This window comes from Veillonella sp. CHU110 (assembly GCF_003992255.1).
Lineage (GTDB): Bacteria > Bacillota > Negativicutes > Veillonellales > Veillonellaceae > F0422.
In genome coordinates this window covers 39,905-55,169 of the sequence record NZ_RQVA01000002.1, presented here as the reverse complement: position 1 = coordinate 55,169, position 15,265 = coordinate 39,905, and the positions used below count along the sequence as shown (strand labels likewise).

Genomic DNA, 15,265 nt, shown 5'->3' with positions numbered 1-15,265 from the left:
ACTAGTAAGTAAATACACTTCTTGTAAGAAATTACACGCTATCCAATAGCATCTATTAGAATTTGTAAGTCATCTGTACTGTGGAGTAGTTACCTAATTTAAAACGTTCTGGTCCAAATAATGTATCTCGTTGTCCGATACCTTTAGCACCAAATGTATAACTTGCTTCTACTAACCAGTTTTTCGCTGGTACATAGGAACCACCTAATGTGAAGCTTTCAATACCATCTAAGTAACGATCAGTTAAACCATTCGTACCATTGCCACCAAAGAAGGAGCCATGTTCAAAGTGTTTATAGTCCGCATACATAGACCAAGTTTGCGGTCTCGCTATATCTGCCATACCTACTTGTGCACGCATTACCCAGAAAGTAGGAGTGCTACCCATTTTATGACCCAAGACAGCAAAGGTATTCGTAGACGTATTGTAATCATATGCTGTTTGACCATTCAAATGTTTACCTAAATTGGACAAGTTTTTACCATAGTCGAAGGAGAACAAGGCTCTATTACCTAAGTTATATCTTGCCCCTAATGCTACCACATTAGCTACTTGATTGTAACGATGAGTTTCATTGCCTTTTACGCCAGCTGTTTCTTTTGCCGTTTCAAAGACTACATCACGATTACCTTGAGAATGTAAGTACCATGCAGATACGCCTAAATTAGGTTTCACTTGTTGTTTTACTTCCACAAAGAAAGCTCGTTTAATGCTTGGCACTTCTGCGCGATCAAGAACATAGCCTTGTTGTAATACATGAACGCCTGTCGCTTCGCCTAATGGTACACGAGGGAATAGACTACCTTTTTCAGTGAATCGTAAATCTGAAGTGATTTTGTTCGCATAGGCTGCTACTGGTGCTACTAGCCCTTTATTGTCCACCCCGTCGGCAGGCAATGTATTTTCTTTTTCTAAAGTTGCCCGTAACACTTTTTCATCCACAGTGCCACCTACGATATCGGTAGCCGTAAATGGAGGACGGTTGATATTCTCCGTATCATCTTTAATTTTATCGTTGTAATAATCTACAAGCCAAGATGATAAATCCTGTTTTTTCAGTAACTCAAAATGTTCTTTTTCTGCATCCGTGAAAGTGCCATTCGCACTTTCTTTACCTCGATAACTTTCTAATGTACCTAGGCCTGTTGGATGAGCTGCTACAAAGTCAGCCAATTTTTTATTTACTGTATCTAAGTCGTTTTGTTTTTCATCTCGAGAAGCTGTATGAGATTTTAAATCATCCACTGCATAGCCATATTCTTCTTTGGCACTATCTTCTGCACTTTTGATAGCTTCTTTGATATTTTTATTATACCGCTCGATTAAAGTAGCTCCATGCTCTGCCAAGAATTTTTTCACAAATTCACTGCCATCACCTTGGATCGGTGCATCATCGTCATAACTATATCCTAAAATATCTTTATTCAATGATGGGTATAAATCCGCCGACATGGTTCTAGGGAATGTTTGTGACGCTGTAGCATATTTATCCGTATCTGTACTATAGAATGGATACGTACCAGTTTCTGTCAGATATTTAACCCCTGCTTCACCTACTTTTTCAGGTACTTTTCCAGTAGCTGGATCATAGGTTTTTGTATAGCCATACACAGCTTTTGGAATGCTGATATAGTATTTTGTTTCCTCAGACTTCAAGTAGTTTGGATACGCTTGTTTCGCCCAGTTGTAGTACTTACGAATCGTTTCATATTGGCCTGCTACATCGCCCACTTTTTCACGAACCGCTATGTTCATTGGCTTAAATGGTTTTGTTAGTTTCAACCCTTCTACACTATTCAAGAACTCATTCACTGTCAATGGACGTTCCATAGTTTTATAGGACATTTGCGTATACGCTGAATCTGTGATGCCTGTATTTCTAGAGAAATCACCATAGCCGACACGAACTTGCGTATTATCTTTCGTCCAAACAGCACGAACCCCATCAAAAGTTTGGTTGAACCAATAACCAGTTTCCCCTAATTTTTCTGGTAAACGTCCTACAGAGAAATCCCAAGATTTTTCTTTTCTTGTGATATTCGCTTCTTCTAATTTCACTTTACGTAAGCTTCGATTCGTATCCACCGTATCTTCTGTAGCATGGCCTGCATGACCGCTGGCGCTAGTGATAACTTTCACCGCCGTTTTATCATTAATACGACCTTCTACGCCGACTTGTACTTTTTGTTCCCAACCGTTTTCAGATGGATCTTGCATATTTTTCATAGCAGAACCAATAGCAGATGTTAACGTAGTGCTTACATCAGGACGGTTTTGACCTTCCATATAGTGCGTACGCCATTTGTAGTCCCCAGCAAAGCGCAAATCAGAGCTACTAATCTCACCAAATGGTGTCGTGATAAACTTAGCAAAGTCTACTGGACCTAAATCAATATTTGCCACTTCTTTACCGGACTGATCTTGTAATACTTTGTGAACATGTCCATCACTGCCAATTTTAAAGTTAATGCCAACGCGATATACACGACCTTGCATAGCTCGGTCATCATCACGGTAATTAAACAAGTTGTCTACACCAATGTAGGCTTTCATATCATTGCCCCAAGATTTTTGAACAATGAAATTCCATACACTATATGTTTTGGATTGATACTCTTGTTTTTTACCTTCTTTAAAGTATGTATCAATATGTGAAATATTAGGATTTTCATTCTCTGCTGGGCCATAGGAATCGATGAAGTTACCATTGCCTGCTAGGGAACGACTATCCAACATGTTCATATACAGATTGCCATATAAGGATGCATGCAAACCAGAATCTTTATCATCATAGTTGATGCCTACATCAATTTTGTGCTGTGGTTTATCCAACAATTGTTTCGGCAAGGTTGGATCCGATTGGTTTTCGGTATGCAAGAAGGTATATCCTAATTTACCAGACCATTTTTTATTAAAGTTATGTTTAACTTCTGCCTCTAACCCTGTAATGGATACTTTTCCAATGTTTTTAAAGCTATAGATCATATCTGGAGAATGTTGATATTTTTCAGACCCCAAATGCGTCCGTTCATTATATTCTGGATAGAAGTCTAATAAATGACCTGTGAAGTAAATGGAATGGTAATCACGAATGCGATTGTGGAAGGCACTAGCACGGTAGGATGTCGTTTTATTTTCATGTTCCCAACCTATATCCACATTGATGGATTTTTCAGGTTTTAAGTCAGGATTGCCAACCCAGTACCACCCCATTCGAGCCGTACCGCCACCAAGGCCACCACTCAATGGGTTACCAGAATACATTTCCCAGTTGTAATATAGTTCGCCCATACCTGGCTCATTATAACTCGTGCCAATATTCGCTTTCAAACGAGTATGTACATCCCCATGTAAGTTATGTAGCATACCTACATTGAAAGTCAAATTACTGCCAAATAAATTGCTATGGTCAAGACGTACGATTGGCGTTATCGTTGTATTCTTGTTAAGTTGCCAATCATCTTGCACGTACACATATTCTTTTTGAATCTCCGCTTCGCCTACCGTCACACGGTTGTGTAAGGCATCGCCCTTTTTGAATTGTACATCGTTCAACTTCACATCGTATGATTTACCATTGATGACCATCGGTTTACCTGTATAGTAATAATATACGATGGCACTTTGTCTCACACGAGATTCACTTGCATTGGCAGCTTTAATCTCAGGATTTTGCTCATACAATTTGTTTACTAACTCATTAAAACGATCTCTCGTTTCGGACGTAGTATGCTCCAAGAAATAGGAAATGCGGTTATTACTATTCATGTGAGAGCCTTCGATTTCTTTTGGTACATTGTCCACCAAATCAAAGGCATGTTCTTGGCTGAAAAATTCTTCATACGTAAAGGAAGGTAAATAATCCTTACCTTGTACACCTTTTTCATAGCCATACCACTCTTTCAAACGGTTCCAATATGGCGTGCCATCTGCATCCTTTTCAATCGGATAATCTTCCACACGAGATGCTACTTCATGCGTGATTGGATCTTCTTTCAGATGTTTATCATAATCCCATGGGTTGATGAACTGTTTTGTCGTTTTAGGCGCACTTTTTAAACGACTACCGCTACCTTTTTCTTTTTTAATACCAAATCCAGTATTGACGAAATGCTTGTCATTGACAGCAATATGAAAGTCCGAATGCACATTAAATTGGGAATGATCAATAGTATCCACTTGATTCAATTCATTGGCACCAAAGAAGGGTACATGACCTACTGTATTCGTTAAAGTCACATCATTTTCTTTCAATTTCGCGTAGTTCACTTCTACGTCCCAATTGATTTTTTCTTGATTTTTCGCATGCCAACCGATACTATATTGGTTCCGTTTGATACTCCGTTTAAATTGCACTTCTGGGGCCATTAAAGAGTTAGACCCTTTATTAAAACGATGCAATTCTTCTTTATGTTGGTCCACACGAATGTCTACCCCATGGTTTTTATTCGCTTGCCAATGGGCACTCATACCAATATTAGATTGTTCTCCAAAGTAACGCAAAGAGTTCTTTGCAAAGACAGTCATATCGTCATGCGCTAATTCCACACGCTTTCTTGGGTTCACTGCATACACAGGCATCACATCACGTTTGCTACCATAAATAGCCATATTGATATTGCCAATTTTACCTGTGTCGGCACGCATAAAGAAGTTAGAGTATGGCATAGACCCGTTGTCACCTTTTGTGCGCAAAGATTCTACATTAAATTGAAATCCGCTCTTCTTTGTCGGTTTCTTCGTTACTACATTGATGACGCCACCAATAGCACCCGAACCGTATTTCGCAGAGGCTGCCCCTTGGACCACCTCAATGTGATCTAAATTTTCTGCCCCCAGGCGCATCAACTCATCACCTTGCCCTGCATATTTAGCAAACTCACCAATAGCGGGTTGTCCATCAATTAAGATCAATGTATGGCGTGGGTCTGCACCCCGAATGGATACTCCTACACGACCCATCGCATCTACGGTACGAGATACACCCGTTTCATGGAACACTACATCTTCTACATTTTTAGCCTGTTTTGCTTCAATATCTTTTTGCGTAATGATCGTCGTATGCTGCGTCTCATATTGTTCCGCCGCTTTCAATCGATCCGCTTCTACATATACGGCATTTTCTGCGGCTACACCATGGAACAAACCCATCCACGTCATAATAGCACCGTATAATAGTAGGTGCTTACCTGTCTTTCTTTGATACATCCTAACACCTCATAGTCTTTCAAAAATAAGTTTACTCACATACAGACACACACATATCCGTATACTACATTATGATGCCTCGCAAGGTTTGACTACTATTACAAGTGAAAGAAACCAATTTATTACCTACACACACTTTTACTTGTCTATTGTAACCCTTTGCAATATTTTCATATTAACTATATCAATATTGAAAATGAAAGTCAATAATTTCTTCATCTTTTATTCATCTTTATCATATATGCCAATCATTTTTTCTGTGTTATATCAGCATTTATACATGTAATATAAATTTTATATAGGTATCGATATCCACGCCATATTGAGTGTATATATCAATAATTACTATTTGTAAAGGTGATTTTTGCTGATTCTATTACAACTATATACCTATGAACTCCACACCAAAAGAGGAATGGCGCTACATCATCAGTTCCATTCCTCTTTTATATTCTTATTCAACTAGACATAGCTAATATCTATCTATGACGCAGCTTATTTGCCACTCATGTATTTCGCTTTGAATGCTGCCAATTGTGCTTCTTCTAGTGCCATGCCTTCACCTTGGAATTGAGCGATACTTTGTTGCATTTCTTCGTAAGCTGTTGGCACAATTTTTGTAAAGCGATCTTTGTACAATACCCAGTTTTCTAGCATATGACGACCTTGTTTAGAGTTCGTATGCAATACATGTTGTTGTACTAACTCATGGATCCGTGCTAGGTCACTTTCACTAGGTTTGCGAAGTTCCACAAGTCCTGTGTTGCAATAGCGTCCATCTAAATCAAGCACATAGGCATAGCCACCGGACATGCCAGCCCCAAAGTTACGGCCCACACGACCAAGGACAAGGACCTCGCCGCCAGTCATGTATTCGCAACCATGGTCGCCCACGCCTTCTACAACGGCGGTAATACCGCTATTACGAACGCAAAACCGTTCCCCAGCGACGCCGTTGATATAAGCAGCACCGGAGGTAGCCCCATAAAATGCCACGTTACCGATTAAGATATTTTCATGAGCCTCATAGGTAGCTGCTTTTGGTGGGTACGCAATAATAGTACCACCGGACAAGCCTTTACCAAGGTAATCGTTGGCATCCCCTTCGAGTTCTAATGTCATACCATTCGGTATAAAAGCGCCGAAACTTTGACCTGCAGAACCAACGAAGTTCAATTTGATAGTATTCTCTGGCAAGCCTGCTTCGCCGTAGCGACGAACCACTTCGCCACCAACCAAGGTACCTACTACACGATTCACATTGCTGATAGCCAGTTTAGCACGAATTGGTTTTTGATCATCCAAAGCAGGACGACACATGCGAAGCAATTTTTTCATATCCAAAGTGCGTTCCAACTCATGGTCTTGGTCGATGCTATGCATATGACCTACAGAGGCATCTGTGTATGGTTTGAACAAGATTCGTTTTAAGTCCACACGAGACAATTTGAAATTATCGTCTTGAGAGCGTTGGCGTACCAAATCGATACGGCCTACTAACTCACGAACGCTACGGATACCTAAACGCGCCATAATTTCACGTAATTCTTGAGCAATGAACTTCATCAAGTTTTCCACATATTCTGGTTTACCTGTGAATTTAGCACGCAATTTTTCATCTTGTGTCGCCACGCCGTACGGGCATGTATTCATATGGCAAACCCGTGCCATACGACAACCTACTGCTACTAATGGCAAGGTACCAAATCCGAACAATTCTGCCCCTAACAAGGCTGCGATAGCCACATCATAGCCAGTCATGAGCTTACTATCTACTTCTAATTGCACACGGTCACGCAAACGATTCAACATCAAGGTTTGATGCGTCTCTGAAAGTCCCAATTCCCATGGCACGCCCGCATGTTTCACAGACGTACGACCGGCTGCGCCAGTACCACCATCATAGCCGGAGATAAGGATGCTATCTGCTTTCGCTTTTGCTACCCCAGCGGCAATGGTACCTACCCCAGCTTCTGAAGTCAATTTCACGGATATGGCTGCGCTTGGGTTAACGCATTTTAAGTCATAAATTAACTCTGCCAAATCTTCGATGGAGTAAATATCATGATGTGGTGGCGGAGATACCAGCTCTACCCCTGGTGTGGAGTGACGAGCTTTCGCAATGTCTGGATATACCTTTTTACCTGGTAATTGACCACCCTCACCTGGTTTTGCCCCTTGGGCACATTTGATTTGCAATTCTTTTGCGTGCACCAAATAATTTGTAGTTACCCCAAAACGGCCAGAGGCGATTTGTTTTACTTCGCTGTTGCGATTATCTCCATTGGCATCGAGAACAAAGCGACTTGTATCCTCTCCGCCTTCCCCAGAGTTCGATGTAGATCCTAAGCGGTTCATAGCGATAGCAATGGCCTCGTGCGCCTCTTTACTGATGGCACCATAACTCATAGCACCAGCTTTAAATCGTTTCACAATGTCTTCCACTGGTTCCACTTCTTCTACAGGAATACCGCCACCTACAGGGAAATTCAATTCCATCAAGCTACGCAAGGTCACGTGATAGTCATTACGAATCATTTTGGAATATTCTTTGTATGTATTGTAATCCCCTTCGATTAAGGATGTTTGCAACAACTTAATCGTATCTGGATTGAATAAATGCTCTTCCCCATCTTTCATAGGACCGTACCAACCGCCTGGTTCAAGGACTTTCACATCCTCTTTGAAAGCTCGTTGGAATCGCTCTAAGGTTTCATGAGCTACACCACCTAAGCCGATACCGCCAATGCGTGTCGGTGTATTCGGGAAGTAGGTACTAATAAAGTTCGTATTCAATCCCAATGCCTCAAAGATTTGCGCCCCATGGTAACTGCGTACAGTGGAAATACCCATTTTCGACATGACTTTCATAATGCCAGATACAGAGGCCTTGATGTAATTTGCTTCTGCCTCTTCTGGTGTAAGGTCACCCAAGCGATTAGTCGCTTGTAACTCACGAACCGTTGCTAATGCCACGTATGGATTAATGGCCGTTACACCATAACCTAAGAGTGTACAGAAATGATGTACTTCACGAGGTTCCCCAGATTCTAAAATTAATCCCATTTCTGTACGCAACACGGTGTTAATCAAATGATTGTGCACTGCAGCTACTGCCAATAACGCAGGGATTGGCGCATGGTGTTCGTCCACGCCACGGTCAGACAAAATTAACACATTTTGGTCGGTACGAGCTGCTTCCTCTGCATCTTTACACAGACGATCTAAGGCATCTTTCATACCTTCTGCACCTTTGGCTGGATCAAACAAGATAGGCAATGTCACAGATTTCATGCGACGGCAGTCCAATTGTTTAATACTTGCCAATTCCTGGTTCGTCATAATAGGAGTTCGCATGGATACTGCGTATGTGCCCACTTTATTAGGATCCGTCAAGTTACCGCTATTGCCAAGCATCACTCGTGTGGAAGTGACCATTTCCTCGCGGATCGCATCAATTGGCGGATTTGTTACCTGTGCAAATAGCTGTTTGAAATAAGAGTACAACATTTGCGGTTTGTCAGACAGAATCGCCAACGGTGCATCGGCACCCATAGATCCTACAGGATCTTTGCCATCTTTCGCCATAGGGATAATCATACGCACCAAATCTTCTTGTGTATAGCCGAACACTTGTTGTTGCATGAACAAGTCCCCTACCTCTGGGATGCTATCTTCCGTAGCTTGTTGAATCTCCGACAAGTGGATTACATGTTCTTTCACCCACTCATGGTACGGTAATTCTGTGGCTACTCGTTGCTTGATTTCCTCATCAGAAATGATGCGACCTTCTTCTGTGTCGATTAAGAGCATTTTACCTGGTTCTAATCGGCCTTTTGCACGAATCATATCATCTGCTTCGTTCACTACACCTACTTCAGATGCCATGATGACACGGTCATCAGCTGTCACATAATAGCGTGCAGGGCGCAAGCCATTTCTGTCTAACACACCGCCGATCACAGTCCCATCAGTAAAGCCCATTGCAGCCGGTCCATCCCATGGTTCCATCATGAAACTATTGAATTCATAGAAGTCATGTTTTTCTTGGCTCATCAAAGTATTGCGTTCCCATGGTTCTGGAATCATCATCATGATTGCATGTGGCAAGCTACGACCTGTCATATGCAAGAATTCAAGGGTATTGTCAAACATGGCAGAGTCAGACCCTGTATCGTCAACAACAGGGAATACTTTTTTAATATCTGGGAACAACGGAGACTCTGCTTTACCTTCACGAGCATTGATCCAGTTTACATTACCACGAATGGTGTTGATTTCCCCATTATGTACTAAATAACGGTTAGGATGAGCCCGTGCCCAGCTTGGGAATGTATTCGTGCTGAAACGAGAATGGACCATCGCCAAAGCAGAGGTGAAATCTAAATCGTTTAAGTCAAGATAGAAGTTTCGTAATTGTACTGGTGTCAACATACCTTTATAAACGATTGTTTTAGAAGACAAGGAAGCAATATAGAAATCGCTACTCATTTCTTTACTCAATGGGACGATTCGTTTCTCTGCAATTTTACGAATCATATATAATTTGCGTTCAAACTCTGCTTGATTTGTCACCTCTGAACCTTTACCGATGAGGATTTGGATCATCCAAGGACGAATCAATGCTGCCTCATGACCAACTGCTGTAGAGTCTACTGGCACTTCACGCCAGCCCAATACGATTTGACCTTCTTCGCGAACTACCTCTTCTAAGATCCGCTTTTGCTCATTCCGCAATGTTTCGTACTTATGAGCAAAGACCATGCCTACCCCGTAATCGCCAGCTGGTGGTAAATGGATACCTAACACTTCGCACTCACGGCGGAAAAAGTCATGTGGAATTTGCACTAAGATACCTGCTCCATCGCCAGTATCCTTATCGGCGCCAGCACCACCACGGTGCTCCAAACGCTCAAGAATACGCAAGCCATCGTCGATAATATCATGGGACTTTTTACCTTTAATATTCACTACAAATCCCATGCCGCATGCATCTTTTTCAAATTGGGAACTATACAAACCATTTGCTTCCAAATGGCGTTGCTCCTCATGTTGTTTTGCAATGGTACTCATTTCCATCATAACCCTCTCCTCCTGTAGGCTCTCTATGACTATACTAGTGTACTTAACACTAGGTATACATATACTGAAAGTTCTTATTTCCCTATGCTTAGTGACTATACGTATAGCAGTTCAACTATGAACCGTATTAGTATATACCTTTTTATTCTTCCTTCTTTCAGCATTAGACTCTTATCATAAAACATAACTTCAATTTATAGCAGTCATATATGACAGTTATCTTTCTATAGAATATAGAACTGCATACTATACTAGCAAAAATTAGTATATATTTCAATACATTTTACTTATGTATACATGTATTCTTACAAGAAAACGCACAGCTACCCTAAGATAACCATGCGTTTACATCATTGTAAAAGTATTCTATTATACGATGCGAACAATCCAGCCTTCTGGTGCTTCGATTTCACCATGTTGAATGCCCAGTAATGTTTCGCGCAATTTTGTTAATGTTGGGCCCATTTCATCCATGCCGCTTGGGAAGAAAATGTCTTCTTCTTTTGTATGCACCATGCCAACAGGAGAAATAACAGCCGCTGTACCACAAAGGCCACATTCAGCGAAGTCTTTCAACTCTTCTTTGTACACTTCGCGATGTTCTACCGTCATACCCAAATAATGTTCTGCCACATACATCAAAGAACGACGTGTGATGGATGGAAGAATACTATCAGATTTAGGCGTTACTAATTTACCATCTTTAGTAATGAAAATAAAGTTCGCTCCACCAGTTTCTTCTACTTTTGTACGAGTTTGTGGATCTAAGTACATGTTCTCTGCATACCCTGCTTCATGGGCTGCCTCTAAAGCATGTAAGCTCATAGCATAGTTCAAACCCGCTTTAATATGACCTGTACCATGTGGTGCTGCACGGTCAAAATCGGAAATTTGAATTTTTAACGGTTTTACACCGCCTTTGAAATAATCTCCTACAGGAGTACCAAAAATACGGAATTGGAACTCATCTGCTGGTTTAACACCGATAACACTGTTCGTACCCATCAAGAATGGACGAAGATACAAACTACCACCAGTACCATAGGCAGGTACATATTCTTGGTTTGCTTTCACCACTTCTTTCACAGCCTCGATAAAACGATCCGTTGGAAATGGTTTCATCACAAGATATTTCGCAGAATCATGCAAACGCTGTGCATTTAAATCTGGACGGAAACACACAATGTGACCATCTTTTGTGTAATACGCTTTCAAACCTTCAAAAATCGTTTGCGCATATTGGAATACACCTGCACATTCATTGAGGACAATATTCGCCTCACCCGTTAAACCGCCTTCATCCCATTGACCATCTTTGAAATTAGACACATAACGGAATGGCGTTTCTTTATAACTAAAATCTAAATTGTTCATATCAATCTTTGCCATACTGTCCTCCTACTATTTCATACCTGTGAAAGCCGTGAAAGTATACGTATATCCATCCTTCTAGCCCTTCACATCATATGAATATTTACTGATTTGTATTTTAGATAAAAACTATTATACACCCAACACGGAAAATGTACAAGAGTACATGCTAAAAGATGGGCGGGGATCTAAATATGCAGCCTATCCTACCATTGGGGAACTTTTTTGTACTATTTTTCTAAAAAAGTTCCCCAATTATTTATCACATTAGTTTCACTATAGCAAGCAACCCTAGGATTAATTCGCAAATCACCTTGCCAGGCAGTTCTTTTCAAGTAAGTTTCTAAATCATAATCTGTGAAACCTTACATTGATTGAATACATATAATCTCATCAAGTGTCAGCTCCTTGCCTTTCGCTTCTTCCCAACCTGTATCCTTATATATTTTTTCTAAAATACCATGTGAAATCCAAGCTCCTCCTGATAGATATCCAGCATTAGTAGATTGATATACTTCTACATAAGACCATTTTGCCTCAGTCTCCTCGGTCTCTTCATCTGCTGATATTTGATGAAGCAACATAGTAGCTAGATCACGAATCTTTTGTATTTTCTCCGCATCAATTTTATAAAAAGAATCAGTAATGGTAGGCACGCCTTCTCCATGACCTATCTTTCGTACATGATTCCTCAATGCACTATCATTCTTCAAGGTACATATATCGATTGCTTTATCCCAACACATTTCATGAAGAATCATTACATCAGCTTTTGCTATATCTATATGATTAGCATAAAAACTATACACATATTTTTTCTGATTAGGCCTATCTTCCACAATCCTGACAAGTAAATTATCCAATACTACAGAAGGCCCATCTATTAACTTAATCCCCTCGATCCGTTCATAATAGGAATCTATGTATCCCTCAACTTGCCACATCACCAATATAGGAGATTTCCTATGTTCTATATACTTTTGGTCTATCAAATTACTTTCACCTCTATGTGTACCATATAAACTACTGCTCTTATTTCTAAAAGTATTCTATCATTGGGGAACTTTTTTGTTCTATTTTCTAAAAAAGTTCCCCAATTATTTATGAATCTCCTTCTACCACTCTTCAGTTACATACAAGGTAAACTCTTTTTTCCATGATTCTGGCATAGGCGTACTTTCATAAAACCAATAACATATACAATATTTTATAAAACTCAAGCCCACTCTAAGTGGTACATCATCATAACTCTTACTCTCATTTCTACAATAAGAGAGAAAGTCTTTTAAGAAAAACACAATTTGTTTCGGTTTTGTCGTATCGCGCAACCCTCTAAGCATATATCGTTCTAGTTCATCCAAAGAGTCAATCTTTCCATTCACATACTTAGACATAGCATGAATAAATTCCGCAGCATCATGTGCTTCTGTTAGGTCCACTACAAATATATCTTCATTAGTTGTTATCTTGTCTCGCAACAAATCATACTCTGATTCTTCCAAATAAATAATTTCATTATGAGGCGGATCTATCGTTTCTGTCCAAGAAGTCTCTTGCACATAGTATAACTTGCACAGCTCTAATGGTATGGATGACCAAGATTCCATAGCTTCTGTTTCAACAGCCCATCTAGGCATAACATTACCAGCAAAAAACGTCCACACCAATAGAGCATCTAAATCTCTATGCATATTAAAAGAAAATATGTCCCTCAAATAACCTAGAACTCCACTTTTTCTTTTCATCGCTATATCCAGATTTCTAAAAATGATATAGAGTTCTCGAACGGGTTCTACTCCTTTAGCATTACCATACAATAGGATATCTTCCAAATGATACAAGTTAACAATATTTTCATCAATGAGTAACTTTTCCTTAACAACCTTGTATATATCATCCCAAGTATCAATATGATTTCCATCAAACTCTATCATCATTCTATGGTCCGTACTATTCTCCATATACAAAGACCTATACTGTGTTTCCGAAATCGCTTCCATAGAAACTATACGTGCCACTGGATATTCCCCTTTCTCTTTTTATATTCATTCTCCAGAGAGCTATTTGCATCTCTCTTTTATCTTCTAACTATTGCACTATCTCTCCACGTTTTTCCTTAACCTTTTTAACCGCCTCTACATAAAATTTATATATCTCTTGAGATGAAATAGGCATCTCATCTATATTATGTACGTATATGCTATTAAAAACACTAGGTTTTTGATAATCATGATTTCTAACTTCTGTACTAGTATTAATCACATGTACAAATTCATTATAATTCATAATCGCTTCTTTGCTAGAAAAAGGGAACTCCTTATCTCCAATCGTATAGATTTGTTTCTGCTTCAAATCTATAATCAGAATGCCAACCTCAGTATATACATACACATTCTTAGATTGAATCCTTATATATTCCGGATATGTTAACAAACGATGTTGCGTTATATCCATTAACACTCCATCATATCTGAAAGGTAAATATGTTAACTCTGATACTATATCTTCACTACCTACTGTTTGGTCTGAATATTCCTTTATCCACTTTTCCCAACTCTGTTTTCTATATTTTGAAAGTAAAACCTCACCTCGTTCAGCAGAATACTCCTTTGTCCACATTCTTTCAGAATAACCCCCATTATATGTTTCAGAATATACCAAGGTTTCACCTAGAAAAATATAATATCCATCAAGGGTTACCACTAAGACCTCATTATCATCCTCACTGTAATAGTCTAACACTGACTGTAAAACAGTCGCATTATCTCGATTCCTAACTAAAATTAAAGTCCAATTTTTATCATCCCAAGTATGTGTATCTTCCACCTTATAATACTGAAAGCCATGCACAACATCATTACTAAGCATATAAAATATGCCACCAACGAGAATAGAACAGAGCAATAACAACATGCCACAAACCGTCAGAATTATCTTAACAACCTTCATTAACACCTCACAGTTTCAATCAGATATCATCACTCTAAATGCAGTAGTATTACCAATTATGCCAACTAATATGCCCAACAGTATTTATTTATATTCTATCATAACTACTCTCCATTTTCCTAAGATTGATTCGTGGATCATCGCTGGGTATACCTATCCTATCGTGCTTATATACTTAGAAAATTGGAACATGTGCCTCCTCCCCAGGATGCCACTCATTCGTAGATTATCTTGGGGCGGTCCACTCTTCTACATTAAGCAAGCCTAGAAGAGTGGACCATGTAACGGAATAAGCTTCATAAGCAGTAGACTGTGGGTATAATACTCCTACATCAAGCAAACAAAGAAGAGCGCGGCATATTCCGGAGCAAACCTACCGTAGAATCAATTTATGGAGGAATGTGCCGTACTCTTCCTAGAATTGCCCTCATTCGTAGATCATCTCTTGGGGACTCAGTCCTATACAGGCCAAACCAGAAGAGCACGACATAGTCTGAAGCAAACTTCATAAGTAGTAGCCTGTGAATATCTTATATCTACATCACACAAACGAAGAAGAGCGTGGCATATTTCGGAGCAAACCTACCGTAGGATCAGTTTGCGGAGGAATGTGTCACGCTCTCCCACCACCTTAGAATTGCCCTCATTCGTAGA

General features: G+C 39.8%; 6 protein-coding genes. All 6 read right to left on the bottom strand.

Features of this window, described 5'->3' with window-relative positions; all coding sequences use genetic code 11:
• Positions 1 to 55: 55 nt before the first annotated feature.
• Positions 56 to 5,209, bottom strand: a complete 5,154-nt coding sequence (locus tag EO122_RS01025; RefSeq protein WP_127008986.1) for a TonB-dependent siderophore receptor — start codon at positions 5,207 to 5,209, stop codon at positions 56 to 58.
• 495 nt (positions 5,210 to 5,704) lie between these two features.
• Entirely contained in the window at positions 5,705 to 10,291 is a 4,587-nt protein-coding gene (gene gltB, locus EO122_RS01020; protein WP_371413165.1) for a glutamate synthase large subunit, read from the bottom strand.
• A 369-nt stretch (positions 10,292 to 10,660) separates the two neighbouring features.
• Positions 10,661 to 11,680, bottom strand: a complete 1,020-nt coding sequence (locus tag EO122_RS01015) for a branched-chain amino acid aminotransferase (protein WP_127008985.1) — start codon at positions 11,678 to 11,680, stop codon at positions 10,661 to 10,663.
• 347 nt (positions 11,681 to 12,027) lie between these two features.
• Positions 12,028 to 12,606, bottom strand: coding sequence for a hypothetical protein (locus EO122_RS01010; RefSeq protein WP_127008984.1), 579 nt, complete (start codon positions 12,604 to 12,606; stop codon positions 12,028 to 12,030).
• Positions 12,607 to 12,777: 171 nt separating this feature from the next.
• On the bottom strand, positions 12,778 to 13,680 hold the full coding sequence (locus EO122_RS01005) for a hypothetical protein (RefSeq protein WP_127008983.1): 903 nt from the start codon (positions 13,678 to 13,680) through the stop codon (positions 12,778 to 12,780).
• Positions 13,681 to 13,750: 70 nt separating this feature from the next.
• Positions 13,751 to 14,611, bottom strand: coding sequence for a hypothetical protein (locus EO122_RS01000; RefSeq protein WP_127008982.1), 861 nt, complete (start codon positions 14,609 to 14,611; stop codon positions 13,751 to 13,753).
• Between the last annotated feature and the right edge of the window lie 654 nt (positions 14,612 to 15,265).